The sequence below is a fragment of the Flexivirga meconopsidis genome, from assembly GCF_026162425.1.
In the GTDB taxonomy this organism is placed as follows: Bacteria; Actinomycetota; Actinomycetes; order Actinomycetales; family Dermatophilaceae; genus Flexivirga; species Flexivirga meconopsidis.
The window spans coordinates 110,667-126,226 of record NZ_JAOBQJ010000002.1 but is presented as its reverse complement, the minus strand read 5'-3'; the positions used below and the strand labels follow the sequence as shown (position 1 = coordinate 126,226).

At 69.0% G+C, this 15,560-nt stretch carries 14 protein-coding genes; 9 read left to right on the top strand and 5 right to left on the bottom strand.

The genetic code is table 11. The features are described 5' to 3' along the window. Nucleotides 1–11: 11 nt before the first annotated feature. Nucleotides 12–1,925, bottom strand: coding sequence for a 2-oxo-4-hydroxy-4-carboxy-5-ureidoimidazoline decarboxylase (gene uraD, locus N2M23_RS05965; protein ID WP_265444038.1), 1,914 nt, complete (start codon nt 1,923–1,925; stop codon nt 12–14). Nucleotides 1,926–2,151: 226 nt separating this feature from the next. Here uraD and N2M23_RS05960 point away from each other — a divergent pair, with 226 nt between their 5' ends. The 4 genes from N2M23_RS05960 to N2M23_RS05945 are packed head-to-tail and all read left to right on the top strand — an operon-like array spanning nt 2,152 to nt 4,275. After that, nucleotides 2,152–2,547 carry a PPOX class F420-dependent oxidoreductase gene (locus tag N2M23_RS05960; protein ID WP_265444037.1) on the top strand — a complete coding sequence of 132 codons (396 nt, stop codon included), beginning with the start codon at nt 2,152–2,154 and terminating at the stop codon, nt 2,545–2,547. 50 nt (nt 2,548–2,597) lie between these two features. Then, nucleotides 2,598–3,170, top strand: a complete 573-nt coding sequence (locus N2M23_RS05955) for an HhH-GPD-type base excision DNA repair protein (RefSeq protein ID WP_265444036.1) — start codon at nt 2,598–2,600, stop codon at nt 3,168–3,170. A gap of 50 nt (nt 3,171–3,220) precedes the next feature. Then, nucleotides 3,221–3,769, top strand: a complete 549-nt coding sequence (locus N2M23_RS05950) for a DinB family protein (RefSeq protein ID WP_265444034.1) — start codon at nt 3,221–3,223, stop codon at nt 3,767–3,769. Then, nucleotides 3,766–4,275 carry a GNAT family N-acetyltransferase gene (locus N2M23_RS05945; RefSeq protein WP_265444032.1) on the top strand — a complete coding sequence of 170 codons (510 nt, stop codon included), beginning with the start codon at nt 3,766–3,768 and terminating at the stop codon, nt 4,273–4,275. The genes N2M23_RS05950 and N2M23_RS05945 overlap by 4 nt, the downstream gene beginning before the upstream one ends. A 1-nt stretch (nt 4,276) precedes the next feature. Here the strand turns inward: N2M23_RS05945 and N2M23_RS05940 are convergent, their stop codons facing one another. Further along, nucleotides 4,277–6,715, bottom strand: a complete 2,439-nt coding sequence (locus N2M23_RS05940) for a DNA gyrase/topoisomerase IV subunit A (RefSeq protein ID WP_265444031.1) — start codon at nt 6,713–6,715, stop codon at nt 4,277–4,279. A gap of 167 nt (nt 6,716–6,882) precedes the next feature. Between N2M23_RS05940 and N2M23_RS05935 the strand changes: the two genes are divergently transcribed. Beyond that, complete coding sequence (locus N2M23_RS05935) at nt 6,883–7,530, top strand: SAM-dependent methyltransferase (RefSeq protein WP_265444030.1); 648 nt, start codon at nt 6,883–6,885, stop codon at nt 7,528–7,530. Between the two features lie 2 nt (nt 7,531–7,532). On the opposite strand, the gene N2M23_RS05930 is transcribed toward N2M23_RS05935, so the two are convergent. Both N2M23_RS05930 and N2M23_RS05925 read right to left on the bottom strand, forming a co-directional pair. Next, on the bottom strand, nt 7,533–8,090 hold the full coding sequence (locus N2M23_RS05930; RefSeq protein WP_265444029.1) for a sunset domain-containing protein: 558 nt from the start codon (nt 8,088–8,090) through the stop codon (nt 7,533–7,535). Nucleotides 8,091–8,220: 130 nt separating this feature from the next. Next, entirely contained in the window at nt 8,221–9,027 is an 807-nt protein-coding gene (locus N2M23_RS05925; RefSeq protein WP_265444027.1) for an LLM class F420-dependent oxidoreductase, read from the bottom strand. A gap of 56 nt (nt 9,028–9,083) precedes the next feature. Here N2M23_RS05925 and N2M23_RS05920 point away from each other — a divergent pair, with 56 nt between their 5' ends. After that, nucleotides 9,084–10,136, top strand: a complete 1,053-nt coding sequence (locus N2M23_RS05920; RefSeq protein ID WP_265444025.1) for an alpha-hydroxy acid oxidase — start codon at nt 9,084–9,086, stop codon at nt 10,134–10,136. A gap of 1 nt (nt 10,137) precedes the next feature. Here the strand turns inward: N2M23_RS05920 and N2M23_RS05915 are convergent, their stop codons facing one another. Continuing rightward, complete coding sequence (locus N2M23_RS05915; protein WP_265444023.1) at nt 10,138–10,749, bottom strand: nitroreductase family protein; 612 nt, start codon at nt 10,747–10,749, stop codon at nt 10,138–10,140. A gap of 144 nt (nt 10,750–10,893) precedes the next feature. Between N2M23_RS05915 and N2M23_RS05910 the strand changes: the two genes are divergently transcribed. From N2M23_RS05910 to N2M23_RS05900, 3 genes are read left to right on the top strand one after another with little or no spacing between them, the layout of a single operon-like run. Then, nucleotides 10,894–11,400 (top strand): RNA polymerase sigma factor, encoded by a 507-nt coding sequence (locus N2M23_RS05910; RefSeq protein ID WP_265444021.1) that lies wholly within the window; start codon nt 10,894–10,896, stop codon nt 11,398–11,400. After that, nucleotides 11,397–12,836 (top strand): WD40/YVTN/BNR-like repeat-containing protein, encoded by a 1,440-nt coding sequence (locus tag N2M23_RS05905; RefSeq protein ID WP_265444019.1) that lies wholly within the window; start codon nt 11,397–11,399, stop codon nt 12,834–12,836. Before N2M23_RS05910 ends, N2M23_RS05905 begins: the two co-directional genes overlap by 4 nt. A 46-nt stretch (nt 12,837–12,882) precedes the next feature. Then, the gene (locus N2M23_RS05900; protein WP_265444018.1) at nt 12,883–15,543 is read left to right on the top strand and encodes a bifunctional acetate--CoA ligase family protein/GNAT family N-acetyltransferase; all 2,661 of its coding nucleotides are present in this window, start codon (nt 12,883–12,885) and stop codon (nt 15,541–15,543) included. Nucleotides 15,544–15,560 lie beyond the last annotated feature (17 nt).

Genomic DNA, 15,560 nt, shown 5'->3' with positions numbered 1-15,560 from the left:
TATGGGTCTCCTCACTGCAAGCGAAGGTGGGTCGTCTTGGCCGACAGATAGGGGTTGGCGTCCGCCACGAGCGTGTCGAAGCGGTAGCCGGCGATCTTGCCGATCTCGACCATTGCCCGGTAGTGCTCTTGCGCGGGGGAGTTGCCGAGCCGGTGTCGGCCGTGTGCGAGCAGGTCGTCGAGCGAACCCTCTTCACGGACACAGACGACCAGCGGGATGCCGAATCGCTCCTGATAGGCCGTGGTGAGTTCGTCCAGTTCGTCGCGGTCGCTGCCGCCGAGCGAGCTCAGGTGGTGGGTGTCCTGGTCCTCGACCGACTGCGCCTGCAGGTCCGGCGCGTCGGCGCCGAGGCGCGGGTAGGCGTTGATGAGCTCGTTCTGCTGGGCCTCGGTGCCGCTGAAGAGCGCTTCCTGGAAGGCCTGCCGAAGCTCGAGGGTGTCGCGGAAGGGACGGTGCTCGTAGGCACGCTCGACGATCCAGGTCGGGCCCTGGAAGAGCGGGCCGAACGTCGTCACGAACTCGTCGCGGTCCATCCGGTTGACCTGCTCCAACCGCACCAGGTTGCCCGGGGTGCCGGCGACCGCTGGGCCGAGCCCACTGCCGAGGTGGAAGAACACCAGGTAGAGCACGAAGGCGCTGATGCTGCCGATCGTGATGCCGCTGCCGAGCAGCACCTGCAGGTCGGTCGGGAGCACCTTGGCGACGTCGGGCTGCGCGGTGACGAACATGGCCAGGCCGAGGCTGGTGGCAACGATGATCACGTTGCGGTGGTCGTGGAAGTCGACCTTGGTCAGGGTCTGGATGCCGACCACGGCGACCGTGGCGAACATCGCCAGGCCGGCGCCGCCGAGCACCGGCGCGGGTATGCCGGCGACGATCGCGCCGGCCTTGGGGATGAGGCCGAGGACGATCATGAAGACCCCGGCGGCGGCCACGACATACCGGCTCTTGATCCGGGTGAGCCGGACCAGGCCGACATTCTCGGCGAAACAGGTGTAGGGGAAGGAGTTGAACACGCCGCCGATGACGGTCGCGAGACCATCGGCTCGAAGCGCGCGCGTGACGTCCTGCGAGCCCACTCGCTTCTGCACGATCTCGCCGGTCGCGAAGACGTCACCGGTTGTCTCGACGGCCGTGATGAGCATGACGATGACCATCGAAATGATCGCTGCCACAGCGAATTTCGGCGCACCGAAGTAGAACGGCGTCGTCACCCCGGCCCAATTGGAGCTGCCGACATCGGTGAACGAGGCATCGCCGAGCAGCCAGGCAACGGCGGTGCCGGCGACCAGGCCGATCAGCACGGCGATGGTGGCGATGAAGCCACGGAACACCCGCTGGATGAGCACGATCAGCAGCACGGTGCCGAGCGCGTAGGCGAGGTTGCGCGCGCTGGTCGGGTCCTGCTTGCCGTCCAGCCCGGTCACCGCGTCGCCGGCAGCGACGGGGAGCAGGGCGAGGCCGATCACGGTGATCACCGAGCCGGTCACCACCGGAGGGAAGAAGCGGACCAGCTTGCCGAAGAACGGTGCGATCGCGAAGGTGACCAGTCCCGCGACCAGCACCGAGCCGTAGATGGTGAGTAGCCCGTCGGTGCCTCCGCCCGCGGCGACACCGATGGAGATCATCGGGGAGACGGCAGTGAAGGTGACGCCTTGCAGCAGCGGCAGCCGCACGCCGATCTTCCAGAAGCCGACCGACTGGATGATCGAGGCGATGCCGCAGGTGAACAGGTCGGCGTTGATCAGATGGATCAGCTGCTGGTTGGTGAGCCCGATGCTCCGGGCCAGCAGAATCGGCACGATCACCGCGCCGGCGTAGAAGGCCAGCACATGCTGGAAGCCGTAGACCGCGAGCTTGCCGGGCGGTAGCACCTCGTCGACCGGGTGGACCCGGCTCTTCACCGGTTGCATCGTCTCGCTCATCGGCACGCTCCTTGTCGATCCCTGCGCGTGGCAGTCGGAGCATGGTTGAGCGGGTGGTGCAGGCCGTCTGGTTATCCATGCCGAACAGGCAGCCCGGCAGTGATGCTAGTCACGTTCGGCGGTCGATGTGAAGGTTTTCGGAAATTAGATTTCTTATCGTGGAATCTCAAGGTGAACGGACGGTGCCCCTTGACCTCAAGCTCGCTTGAGGTCGGAGGCTGGTCGTATGACGATCTTCACGCCCGCCGAGCGGGACTACCTGCGCAGCCATCCCCTAGGGCGACTGGCGACACTGCAGCCGTCCGGCACCCTGCAGAACAACCCGGTCGGTTTCCAGCTCAACGACGACGACACGATCGACGTCTTCGGGCGCGCCATGGCGCAGAGTCAGAAGTACCAGAACGTCGCGAGCCACGACCGCGTCGCGTTCGTGGTCGACGACCTGGCCGCGACCGATCCGTGGACGCCGCGCTGTCTGGAGATCCGTGGACGCGCCGGGCACATCCGTGGTGAGGCGGCGTTCGGCGGCGACGGGCACGGCATCCGGATCCACCCGTCGCGGCTGCTGTCCTTCGGGATCAACGAGTCGGGGCTCACGCCGACCGTGCGTTCGGTGGCGTGAGGCGAACGCGAGGCAGGACCGTCGGACATCCCCGGCGATACGCTGCCGGAATGGTGACGTTGCAGATCGCGCAGGACCCCGAAGCCGACGAGTTGCTGTCGAACGAGCCGTTCGCGTTGCTGGTGGGCATGCTGCTGGACCAGCAGTTCCCGATGGAGCGCGCATTCATGGGACCGGCCAAGATCGTCGACCGCTTCGGCACGATCGACCCGGTGGCGATCGCCGGTGCCGACGAGGAGAGCTTCGTCGAGCTGTGCGTGCGACCGCCTGCGATCCACCGCTACGGCGGGTCGATGGCGCGCCGGATTCTCGCGCTCGCCGCGGTTGTGCGCGACGACTACGACGGCGACACCACGAAGATCTGGACCACCGCGGCCGACACCTCAGAGCTGCTGCGCCGGTTGAAGAACCTGCCCGGCTTCGGTGACCAGAAGGCACGCATCTTCGCGGCGCTGCTCGGCAAGCGGCTCGGGGTGCAGCCGGACGGCTGGCGCAGCACCATCGGCCCGTATGCCGAGGAAGGCTCCTACCGCTCGGTTGCGGATGTGGTCGACCCCGAATCCCTGCAGAAGGTAAGGGATTTCAAGAAGCAGGCGAAAGCGGCGGCCAAGGCGAAGGCGTAGCAGCCGAAAATCGCTGGGCGGGTGCGTCGCGGCGCCATACGGTGATCGGTATGACGACACCCGCGTTCGACCTGTCCGCCCGCGTCGACCCGCCGCTGCAGGCGGACGAGGCACAGACCCTGCGGGCCTACCTCGACTATCACCGCGACACCTTCCGGGCGAAGACCGGCGGGCTGACCGCCGAGCAGCTGAACACCGCACTCGCGCCGAGCGACATGACGCTCGGCGGGATGGTGAAGCATCTCGCGCTCGTCGAAACCAGTTGGCTCGTGGAGCGTTTCGCCGGTCAACCGGCTCCTGAGCCGTGGGCGTCGGTCGACTGGGAGGCGGACGTCGACTGGGATTGGCATTCGGCCGCCGACGACACACCGGAGCAGTTGACCGCCCTCTACGAGGAGTCGGTGCGGTTGGCCGACGAGGTGCTGCAGCCGGCGTTGCGGAACGGAGGCCTCGGCGCGTTGTCCGCGCAGCGCAGCCGTCGCGAGAACGAGGAGTTCTCGCTGCGCTGGATCGTGGTGCACCTGATCGAGGAGTATGCGCGGCACAACGGCCACGCCGACCTGATCCGGCAGTCCGTCGACGGGGCGACCGGCGAATGACGTTGGGAGGCACGACAATCCGTGAGGCGACCGACGCGGACTGGCCACAGATCTGGCCGATCGTGCGCGATGTCGTCGCCGCGGGCGACACCTACACCTATCCGGCCGACCTCGACTCCGAGCTGGCACGTGGCCTGTGGCTGGAGCGACCGCCGGGCCGGACCGTCGTCGCGGTCGACGACGACGGCACGGTCCTCGGGACGGCCAAGATGGGGCCCAACCGGCCCGGTCCGGGCGACCACGTCGGCACCGCGAGTTTCATGGTGGCGCAGGCCGGACGGGGCCGTGGGCTCGGCCGGGCGCTGGGTGAGTACGTCGTGCAGTGGCACCGCGAAAACGGTTACCGCGCAATCCAGTTCAACGCCGTGGTCGAGAGCAACACCGCGGCCGTGCGGCTGTGGAAGTCACTCGGCTTCACGATCGTCGGCACGGTGCCGGAGGCCTTCCGGCATCCGCACGACGGCTACGTCGGGCTGCATGTGATGCACCTGCGGCTCGACGGGTAGCTCAGTCGATCGCCGCCAGCTGGCCATTCACCGGCACGCCGCTGCCGTCGCGCTTGCCGTCGGCGGACGGCAGGTCGACCGCGGCGCCGGTCGGACTTGCACCTCGTGCGGGCGCGGGCCCCGCCCAGGCGATGACGAGCTGGTCCTCACCGCGCAGGAAACGATGGCATCGCACGCCGCCGGTGGCCCGGCCCTTGCCCGGATACTCCTCGAACGGCGTGACTTTCACCGTCTCCGGACCCGAACCGGGTAGCGCTCCGGACGCGCCCGCACCGGTCACCACGACGGCAGGCAGACCGGTGTCGACCGCGCCGAACCAGATCGTCCGCGCGTCTGCGCCCAGCTTGATGCCGGCCATGCCGCCACCCGAACGGCCTTGCGGTCGCACGAGACTCGCGGCATAGCGGAGCAGCTGGGCCTGGCTGCTGATGAAGACCAGGTCCTCCTCGCCGGTCTGCAACTCGACCGCGCCCACCACGCTGTCGCCATCGCGCAACGAGATCACCTCGAACGAATCCTTCGACGGGTAGTCGGGATTCACCCGCTTGACGATGCCCTGTGCGGTGCCGAGGGCCAGGCCCTTCGAATCGGGGGACAACCTCGCGAGCGCGAGAGGCTGCTCGCCGCTCGGCAGGTCGACGTATGCCGCAAGCGGCGCACCGCCGGTGAGCACCGGCGCGTCGTTGGTCGGCGGCAGGGTCGGCAGATCGAGCGCGCTGAGGCGCACCATCCGCCCCGCGGAGGTGACGACCGCGAACTCCCCGCGCGCGGTGGTCAGCACCTTCGAGATAACCAGGTCGTGCTTGCGGCGTGAGCCCTCGGTGGACACCGCTGATGCATCCGTCGTGCGGGCGAGCAGTCCGGTCGAGGACAGCAGCACCCAGCACGGGTCGTCACTGACCTCGAGCGGAGTCGCGGACGCAGTCTTGGCGGTTGCACCCGGGCCTTCGAGCAGCACCGTCCGGCGCGGGGTGCCGAGTGTCTTGACGACGTCGGCCAGCTCGGTGGAAACCGTTTTGCGCAAAAGCTTTTCGTCGTCCAGGATCGCCTGGAGCTGCTCGATCTGCTCGCGCAGCTCCTGCTGCTCCTTCTCGAGCTCGATGCGCGAGAACTTCGTGAGGCGGCGCAGACGCAGCTCGAGGATGTAGTCGGCCTGCACCTCGTCCAGGTCGAAGACCTGCATCAGCCGGCCACGAGCGGTCTCCGCATCGTCCGAGGTGCGGATGACCTGGATGACCTCGTCGATGTCCAGGATCGCGATCAGCAGACCGTCGACCAGGTGCAGGCGGTCCTTGGCCTTGTCCAGCCGGAACTGCGTGCGCCGTCGTACGACGTCGATGCGGAAGTCGACATAGACGCTGAGCAGCTCCTTCAGGCCCAGCGTGCGCGGCTGCCCCTCGACGAGCGCGACGTTGTTGATGCCGAAGGATTCCTCCATCGGGGTGTGCTTGTAGAGCGCTTCCAGCACTGCCTCGGGGTTGAAGCCGTTCTTGACGTCGATGACCAGCCGCATGCCATTCATGTCGGACAGGTCGTTGACGTCGGCGATGCCCTGCAGCTTCTTGGCCTGGACCAGGTCCTTCATCCGCTCGATGACCTTCTCGGCACCCACCATGTAGGGCAGCTCGGTCACGACGATGGATTTCCTGCGGGGAGTGAGGTTTTCGATGCTTGCCGTGGCACGAGTGCGGAAGCTTCCGCGACCGGTCAGGTAGGCGTCACGGATGCCGTCCAGTCCGACGATCTGGCCGCCGCACGGCAGGTCGGGGCCGGGGACGAACTTCATCAGGTCGTCCAGTGAGCAGTCGGGGTGACCGATCAGGTGACGGGCGGCGGCGACCACTTCGCCGAGATTGTGCGGCGCCATGTTGGTCGCCATGCCGACCGCGATGCCGCTGGCGCCGTTGACCAGCAGGTTGGGGAAGGCCGCCGGCAGCACGTCAGGCTGCAGCTCACTGTCGTCGTAGTTGGGCACGTAGTCGACGGTGTTCTCGTCGAGCGAGCGGGTCATCGACAGCGCGGCCGACGCGAGCCGTGCCTCGGTGTATCGCGATGCGGCGGGCCCGTTGTCGAGTGAGCCGAAGTTGCCGTGTCCATCGACCAGCGGCAGTCGCATGGTGAAGTCCTGCGCCATACGGACGAGCGCGTCGTAGATCGCCTGGTCGCCGTGCGGGTGGTACTTGCCCATGACCTCGCCGATCACCCGCGAGGACTTCACGTGGTTGCGGTCGGGGTAGAGGCGCAGCTCGTCCATCGCGTAGAGGATGCGGCGTTGCACAGGTTTCAGGCCGTCGCGCGCATCGGGGATGGCGCGTGAGTAGATGACCGAATAGGCGTACTCGAGGTACGCCGCTTCCATCTCCTGCTCGACATCGATGTCGACGATGTTCTGGACTGAATCGTCGGGGTAGTCGGCCTCGTCACGCCTCTTGCGCGCCATCGTCGCCCTTCGTGAATCTGTTCTGCTCGGTTGTGCGGCGCTCATCTTCCCGCATCGGGGCGCTCGAGTCGGCAGCGACACCCCTTCCCGGTCGGCCGAGACCGACCAGTTTTGCGATATCAGCAAGGAAAGTTGCCGGTTCGTCATACCGCGTCCAGGGTGGGCGTATGACGACGCACGCGCACCAGGAATCGCTCACCCCAGCCGAACACCGCGCCTACTGGGAGGACCGTTACTCCGGCGAACACATGTGGAGCGGCAACCCGAACGGCCCGCTCGTCGAGGCACTGACCGTGCGGCCCGTGGTCGGCGAGACGGCACTCGACCTCGGTTGCGGCACCGGCGCGGACGCGATCTGGCTGGCGCAGCACGGGCTGCGGGTGACCGGCGTCGACATCGCAGATGCGGCATTGCGGCAGGCGGCGGAGGCGGCCTCGTCGGCGGGCGTCGCCGATCGGATCGAGTGGGCGCGCGCCGACCTCGACGACTGGGAGCCGGATCGCACCTGGGACCTGGTGCTGGCGAGTTTCCTGCATTCACCGGCGGTTTCGGACCGGGCGCCGTTGCTCGATCGGGTGCGGGAATGGGTCGCGCCCGGTGGTGAGTTGATCGTGCTCAGTCACCTGCGTGCGCCCGAGTGGCGCGAACCGCACGACATGCACCTGCCGTCGCTGCGGGAGATCGAGAAGTGCCTGGGCCGGCCGGGCTGGTCGGTGGAGAGCGCGGGGGAGACCGTGACGGACATGCCCTCGCCCGAGGGCGCCCCCGGCACACGCGTCGACACACTCGTGCGAGTGCGTCGCGCAGCGAGCTGAGGTCAGACTTTAGCGGCCCGCCAGCCGGCGGCTTCGGCCTCGGCTCCGGTGCAGAACCAGCGCTCGCCCTTTCCGGGGCTGATCTTGGTTTCGTCGTAGTAGCGCTGCCCCGGCACGTGGTAGATCCGCTCGCCCTTGCTACTGATGTTGCCCTTCACGTCGCAGCCCGCCGGGTGGTCGCCCGCCGCGGCGAGCGGTGCCGGTGCGGTGGCCTGCGTGGTCGGCGCGGTGGCAGTCGCGGTGGTGCGAGTGGTGGTCGCGCGCCGTGTCGTCGGGGTTGCCCGCGGGGTCGTGGTGTGAGTCGTCGGTGCTGGCGCCACCTGTGCCTGTGTCGAGGTCACGGTGGGCGTTGCCGTGGTTGCGGGAGTGGTGGTCGCGGACGTCGTGGACATCTCGGTGCGGGTCGCGGTCACCGTGACGGTGTCTGTCTGCGTGCGGGTCGTCAATGTCGTGGCCGGCGAAGGCGATTCGGCAGACTTTGTGGTGCTGCTCGCGCACCCAGCGATCGCGACCACCGTCATACCCACGAGGGCGGAAGCCGCCCACCTCCCCGTGTCCATGGCCGAAGCCTAGGACTGCTGGTGCACCGGCGTACGCCGTTTGCGCGATGCCCGCTGGACGGATCGTGCGCCATAGCGCACGTTTCGTCCAGCATCGACGGCGAGTGCACGGGGAGTGTCGGTCGTTGACTCAGCCGTTGACCTTGTCGCGCCAGGCGATCCACTGCTCGACGGTGGACAGGTCGTAGTCGGGGCCGTTCACGCCAATGGTGAAGAGTCGCGCGCCGGCCGCGTGCAGTTGCGGACCCTCGTCGCTCGGTGCGGGCGGCGGGTTGCCGTCGCGGCCGCGACCGCCGACACCGACCGACACCTCGATCTCGTCGACCGGCCGGCCGATCGCGTCGCAGTGGCCACGCAGCACCTCGAGCTTGTGTTGCAGCACCTCGACGTCGGCGAAGGTGTGCCAGATGTTCGCGTACTGCGCGACGAGGCGCAGCGTCTTCTTCTCGCCACCGCCACCGATCAGCACCGGGATGTCGCGCACCGGCGGCGGGTTGAGCTTTGCCAGGCGTGACTCGATGCGCGGCAGCGCCTCGGCGAGGTCGTCGAGCCGGCCGCCGGCCGTGCCGAACTCGTATCCGTAGTTGTCGTAGTCCTTTTCGAACCAACCGGAGCCGATCCCGAGGATCAACCGCCCGTCGGCGATGTTGTCGACGGTGCGCGCCATGTCGGCGAGCAGGTCGGGGTTGCGATAGCTGTTGCAGGTGACCAGGGCGCCGATCTCGATGCGGGAGGTCTGCTCGGCCCACGCGGCGAGCATCGTCCAGCACTCGAAGTGCAGGCCGTCCGGGTCTCCGGTCAGCGGGTAGAAGTGATCCCAGTTGAAGGCGACGTCGACACCGATGTCCTCGGCGCGGCGCACCGCGTCACGGATCTTGTCGTATGACGCGTGCTGCGGCTGGATCTGGACTCCGATGCGAACAGGACGATCAGTCATGGTGCGACGGTATGACATCCGGCACCGCCCTCGTGGCTTTGTGACAGGGTGCGGATGTGCGCGACCGACTTGCCGAGATCCACGACCGGGCGGCGCAGGCCGTCGACCCAGACGCCTGGCACTACCTCAGCCGGGGTGCCGCCGACGGGCTGAGCGTCAGCGAGGCCGAAGCCGCCTGGGCCCACTGGCGATTGCGGCCCCGGGTGCTGCGCGACGTCAGCCGGGTCGACACGAGTGTCGAACTGTTCGGGTCGTGGGCGACTCCGATCGGCGTCGCACCGACCGCCTTCCACGGCCTGCTCACCGCCGAGGGCGAAGTGGCCACGGCGGCAGCGGCGCAGCGCGTCGGTGCACCCATGGTGCTGTCGAGCCGGTCCACCCGGCTGATCGAGGACGTCGCGGCGCAGATCGACGGCCCCTGGTGGTTCCAGGTCTACCTGATGCGCGACCGCAGCATCACCGACCGGCTGATCGAGCGCGCGGCGGCTGCCGGTGCCAGCGCGATGGTGCTCACCGGCGACACTCCGTATGTCGGCTACCGCGCGCCGAATCCCGCTGCGGCACGGCCGATCCCGCTGACCGCCGAGCAGAGCCTGGTCAACGTCGCCGGCTACCTGCCCGACGACGGCAGCGACCCCTGGGAGTCGATCGACCAGCGACCGGACCAGACGCTCGCCGACATCGACCGCATCGCGCGGATCGCCGATCTGCCGGTGATCGTCAAGGGCGTGCTGCGCGGTGACGACGCACTCGCCTGCCTCGACGCCGGAGCCGAGGCCGTCTGGGTGAGTAACCACGGTGGACGCCAGCTCGACCGAGCACTGCCGACGGCAGTCGCGCTGCCCGACGTGGTGCGGACCGTCGGTGGCGCCGCTCCGGTGCTGGTCGACGGCGGCGTCCGCAGCGGGATCGACGCGCTGACCGCGCTCGCGCTGGGTGCTCGCGCGGTGTTCGTCGGGCGCCCCGTGATGTGGGGGCTGGCGGCCTACGGTGCCGACGGGGCAGCGGAGGTGCTCGGCGGACTCACCGGCGAGCTGCAGCACGCAATGGGCCTCGCCGGTGCGAATTCGCTTGCGGCGCTTGATCGTTCGCTGGTAGCACCCGCCTAGGTCAGTGCCAGGGGTCCCCGAAGCGCCCCGCGTGCACGACCTCGGACAGCGGTCGCCGCCGCACCTTTCGGGTGCTGCCGGACGGCGCGACGCTCTCGGCATACCCCAGTGCGATGACCCCGACCACCCCTCGATCCTGCGGTATGGCGAGCGCCTCGCGCACCGCGGTGAGCCGTTCGACCGGCACCCCGAAGAAGAGCGCCCCCAAACCTTCGTCAACCGCGCCGAGCAGCATCAGCATCGCCGCCATGCCGGTGTCGACGTCCCAATACGGTGCCGGCCAATGGGATTCGGACCGGTCCGGCCACGGTTTGTCCGGCTCGGCATACCGGTCGAGGTAGGCGCCCCGGTCGGAGCAGCAGACGATCAGCACCGGTGCGGAGCTGACCCCGCGCAACCACGCGTCGGGCGCGCCGCCGTCGGTGCTCGCCGCCCAGAAGGCATCGCGCTCCGTGCCGCGCAGGACCACGAAGTCCCAGCCCTGACTGAAGCCCGCGCTCGGCGCGCGGGGGCCGAGCTCGACGATTCGCTGCAGGACCTCCCCGGCGACCTCGCGCTCGGCATCGAAGCGCCGCACCATCCGTCGTGTCGTGATCGCATCCCGCAACTGCATGCGCACATTCTGCGCAGATAGGATCGCCGGAACATTTTTCGCGGGCAGCCAACCGCGGGACCCGCGACGTCGTCTTCTTGGACATGACCGCCGCTGCCGGATCCCGTGGGCGTTGTCCGATGTCCACGGGAAGGTGGCGCGGGAGTGGCTTCGGGGGAAGCAACTGTCGAACGCGCCGTCCGCGAGGTGTACGACGCACACTTCGGGCGGCTCGTCGGCTGGACGACGACGCTGATCGGTGATCGCGATCTGGCGCATGATGTCGCGACGGAGGCATTCGTGAAGCTGATGACGCACTGGCACTCGGTGCAGGATCCGCGTGCGTGGCTCTACACGGCGGCGGCCAACCAGGTCCGCGACCACTGGCGCAAACGCGGCCGGGAGGCGGCGGCATACGACCGCTTCGTGGGTGGCCGGCGGACGACCGAGACCGCAGCCGAACCCGCTCTCGACACCGCAACTCGGCTCACCGTGCGCGACGCGGTCGAGTCCTTACCCGAACGACACCGGCTGGCCGTGCTGCTGCACTATTTCGCCGATCTGTCGGTCGCACAGGTGGCCAGTCAGGTCGGCAAGAGCGAGGGCGCGGTCAAGCGGGACCTGTATGACGCCCGCCGGCTGCTCGCGCAGTCGCTGGAGGCGGTGCGGTGAGCGAGGAGCCAGAACCCTCCGCGCACGGTGACAGCGTCGCCGAGTTCTTCGCCGAGCAGCGCCGGCAGGTGCCCGCCGAGCCCGGCAACGAACTCGACTGGCAGCGCATCGTGCGCGCGTCCCGGCGTACCGCGCGGCGACGCAACCGGGTCCTCGCGCTGACCGGGGCCGCCGTGGTGGTGTTGGCGCTGTTTGCGATCTGGAGCTGGCAGCGCGAGCCACTCGGTGGCTCGGACGTGCGGCAGGGTCAGGCGATCGCAGGCAACACCGACACGATGCCGACCGGCCGCAGCAGCGGCGAGGGTCAGACCGTGTCGCCGGCGCAGAAGCCGTTCAAGGTGCCGGAGACCTTCACCACCTGGTCGGTTAGCAACGCCGGGCAGGGCACGCTCTATGCGCTGGGTTCGCAGGGTTGCCAAGGCAGCGTCTGCCCGGTGCTGTTGCGGTCGGGCACTGACGGCACGTCCTGGACCGCGGTGCACAACTTCGACAGCACCGACATGTCCGGTGCGACCGGCACCGACGTCCAGCAGATCCAACCCGAGCGTGCCATCACCCAGACCCGATTTGCCACGCCCACAACGGGTTACGTCTTCGGCGGTGACCTGTGGGTGACCCGTGACGGCGGCGCGAGTTTCACCAAGATGTCCCACCCGGGCGGCACCGTGCTCGACGTCGAGATCTTCAACCAGCAAGTTGTCGCGCTGACCTCCGACAACTGCGCGCAGGGGGTGTGCAACGGCCCGATCTACGTCAGCACGTTCGCCCCGTCGGCCACCACCATCGCGGGCGCGGACGCGACGTTCACCCCGAGCACGCCGGTGCGGGCCGGAGACGTCACGGTGCAGAACGGTCAGGTCGTCCTGCAGCTGACCACCGGCGAGGGCAGGTCACCGCTGCCCCCGATGCGCCTGGACGGCGACCGGCTGACGGCCCTGACGGCGCCGCCCGCCTGTGGCCGGTCCCAGCTGCAGGCGGTCACTCCGGCGACCAACGTGTCCGACTCCCTGCTGCTGTTCGCCCTGTGCGACCCGCAACAGGCCGGCAGCTCCACGTCATACACGGTGGTCCGCAGCCGGGACGGCGGCCGGAGCTGGGCGAGCGTGTCGACCGGTTCGCTGACCCTGCCTCGTCTCGGTCAGGTGTGGCTCGCGGCGGCCGATGACAAGCACCTGGTCGCCTCCTCCGGCGGCCCGCGTGACACCTCGGGCGTGCCCGCGGGCAGCGGCGCCGGCAGCCTGGTCGTCTCCGACGACGGCGGCGAAGGATGGGCGCCGGCACGCGGCGGGAGCAACCAGCCGGTTCCGTCGACCGGCTTCGACTGGACCGCCAGCGCGGGTGCGGGCTATTTCTACGCGGTGCCCCGCACCACAAGTGCGTTCTGGATGACCTCCGACTACGGGGCGCGGTGGCGTCTGGTCAACCCGCCGGCATGACCCGGATGGTCGCCGTCAGTCCGGACAACCCTGGCATGCTTCATTCATGACCGGGTACCCGCGCGACTGGGAGGCCGACGTCGTGCTCCGGGACGGATCGGTCGCACAGATCCGACCGATCCGGCCCGGTGACGAGCAGACCCTGCAAGAGTTCCACGATCGGCAGTCGGAGGAATCGATCTACCTGCGGTTCTTCGCCCCGCTGAAACACCTGTCGGATCGGGACGCGCAACGCTTCGCCAACGTGGACTACCGCGAACGCGTGGCGCTGATCGCGGAGTCCAGCGGCCGCATGATCGGCGTCGCGCGCTACGACCGATTGAGCGGACCGGACAGCCCCCGGGCCGAGGTTGCCTTCAACATCGCCGACGACTTCCAAGGGCGCGGCGTGGGGTCGGTGCTGCTGGAGCACCTCGCCGCGATCGGTCGCGAGGCCGGTGTCCAGGAGTTCGTCGCCGACGTCCTGCCGCAGAACAACAAGATGATGTCGGTCTTCACCGAGGCCGGGTACGCCGTCGACCGCCGGTTCGACGACGGTGTCATCGCGCTGTCCTTCCGGATCGAGTCGACCGAGCAGTCCCGGGCGGTGCGCGCCGCCCGCGAGCAACGCGCCGAGGCGGTCAGCATGCACTCGTTGCTGTCGCCCCAGACGGTGGCCGTGGTCGGTGTCAGCGAACGCGCAACCGGCCTGGGCCGCGAGGTGTTCGAGCACCTGCAGGCCGGCGGCTTCACCGGTCGGCTGTATGCCGTGGGAAGTCACGCCCACACCGAACTGCCAGGGGTGAAGGTCTACCTGAAGGTTTACCAACTGCCCGAGCCGATCGACCTGGTCGTCATCGCTGTCCCTGCCGAGCACGTGCTCGAAGTCGTCGCCGAGTGCGCGGCACACCGGGTGAAGGCGCTCGTGGTGCTGTCGTCCGGATTCGCCGAGGCCGGCCCCGAGGGCGAGCAGCGGCAGGCCGAACTCGTGCGCCTCGCCCGCCGGCACGGGATGCGGGTCGCCGGGCCCAACTCCTTCGGGGTGATCAACACCCGCGCCGAGATCCGCCTCAACGCCTCACTCGCCCCCGAGATGCCGCTCGCCGGCCGCTTCGGGCTCTTCGCGCAAAGCGGTGCGCTCGGCATCGCGGTGCTCGACTTCGCCGACCGGCGGGGGCTCGGCCTCACCGACTTCGTGTCGACCGGCAACCGCGCCGACGTGTCCGGCAACGACGTCATGCAGTGGTGGATCGACGACGACGCCACCCAGGCGGTCGGCCTCTACCTGGAGTCGATGGGCAACCCGCGCAAGTTCTCCCGGATCGCCCGGCGGCTCGCGATGAGCAAGCCGGTGATCGTGGTGAAGTCGGGGGTGTCGTCATACGGCGTGCCGCCCGGGCACCGGGTGCGCCCGACGCTCACCTCGCCGGACGCCTTCTCCTCGATGCTGCGGCAGGCCGGCGTGATCCGGGTGGAGAACCTGCACCAGCTTTTCGACGTCGCCCAGCTCGTGGTCAATCAGCCGGTGCCGTCCGGGCCGCGGGTAGCGATCGTCGGCAACTCCCATGCACTCGGGGCGCTCGCGGCGGACGCTGCGGTCAGCTGGCGGCTGGAGGTGACGCACGGCCCGGTAAATCTGCCGGCCTACACCGGGGCCGAGCAGTTGCAGGAGGCCGTGGAGGCGGCGTTCGCCGACCCTGACGTCGACAGTGTCATCACCGTGATCATGCAGCCTGGCATTGTCGAGGGCATTGTGCTCGCACGGGCGCTCGCCGAGGTGGCGGCGCGCCACGAAAAGCCGTGCATCACAACGTTTCTCGGCATCAACGGCATGTCGCAGGAGCTGTCGGCGCAGGCCGATGACGGCACCCGCCGGTTCGTGCCGTCATACCAACTGCCGGAGGACGGGGTGCGCGCGCTGGCCGCGGCGACCCGGTATGCCGAGTGGCGCGCCACCGATCGAGGCACCCCCGTCACTCCCGACAGCGTCGACCGGCCGCGCGCCGAGGCGCTGGTCGACCGCGTGCTGGAGGGCTCGCCCGACGGGCGCCCGCTGCGACCGGAGGAGGTGCGGGAGCTGCTGTCGGCATACGGGATCGAAGTGTGGCCGCAAACCCCCGTCGGGTCCGCGGACGAGGCGGTGGCGGCGGCCGACGCGATCGGCTACCCGGTCGTGGTGAAGTCGGTGTCGCCGCTGGTGCGCACCCAGCCGGTGACCGCGCTGCGCGCGGACCTGCGCCGGCCCGACGCCGTCCGCGAGGCGTTCACCGCGCTGGACGAGCGGCTGGCGCCGCTGCACGCCAATCGGCTGGTGGTGCAACGTATGGCGACACCGGGCATCCCGTGCATCGTCGCGACGGGGGAGGACCCGCTCTTCGGTCCGGTCGTGCGGTTCAGCCTGGCCGGAGCACCGACGGAGGTGATGGGCGACATCGCCTACCGGATTCCGCCGCTGACCGAGGTCGACGTGCGCGAACTCATCAGCTCGGCCAAGGCCGCGCCCATCTTGCGCGGTCGGGGCGGCGGCCCGGCCGTGGACCAGCAGGCGTTGGAGGACGTGGTGGCACGCGCGTCGGTGCTCGCCGAGCAGTTGCCCGAGGTGGCGTCACTGGAGCTCAACCCGGTCAACACCCATCCCGGCGGGCTCGATGTGCTCGGCGCCTCCGTGGTGGTCGCGCCGCCCGAGTCGCGCACAGACTCGGGCAGGCGTTCGCTCCCGATCGCCTGACAACTGCGACAATGGTG

Bases quoted from the DNA above. Each gene is read 5' to 3' on its own strand.
- uraD (WP_265444038.1), bottom strand. From the start codon at position 1,925: ATGAGCGAGACGATGCAACCGGTGAAGAGCCGGGTCCACCCGGTCGAC.
- N2M23_RS05960 (WP_265444037.1), top strand. From the start codon at position 2,152: ATGACGATCTTCACGCCCGCCGAGCGGGACTACCTGCGCAGCCATCCC.
- N2M23_RS05955 (WP_265444036.1), top strand. From the start codon at position 2,598: ATGGTGACGTTGCAGATCGCGCAGGACCCCGAAGCCGACGAGTTGCTG.
- N2M23_RS05950 (WP_265444034.1), top strand. From the start codon at position 3,221: ATGACGACACCCGCGTTCGACCTGTCCGCCCGCGTCGACCCGCCGCTG.
- N2M23_RS05945 (WP_265444032.1), top strand. From the start codon at position 3,766: ATGACGTTGGGAGGCACGACAATCCGTGAGGCGACCGACGCGGACTGG.
- N2M23_RS05940 (WP_265444031.1), bottom strand. From the start codon at position 6,715: ATGGCGCGCAAGAGGCGTGACGAGGCCGACTACCCCGACGATTCAGTC.
- N2M23_RS05935 (WP_265444030.1), top strand. From the start codon at position 6,883: ATGACGACGCACGCGCACCAGGAATCGCTCACCCCAGCCGAACACCGC.
- N2M23_RS05930 (WP_265444029.1), bottom strand. From the start codon at position 8,090: ATGGACACGGGGAGGTGGGCGGCTTCCGCCCTCGTGGGTATGACGGTG.
- N2M23_RS05925 (WP_265444027.1), bottom strand. From the start codon at position 9,027: ATGACTGATCGTCCTGTTCGCATCGGAGTCCAGATCCAGCCGCAGCAC.
- N2M23_RS05915 (WP_265444023.1), bottom strand. From the start codon at position 10,749: ATGCAGTTGCGGGATGCGATCACGACACGACGGATGGTGCGGCGCTTC.
- N2M23_RS05900 (WP_265444018.1), top strand. From the start codon at position 12,883: ATGACCGGGTACCCGCGCGACTGGGAGGCCGACGTCGTGCTCCGGGAC.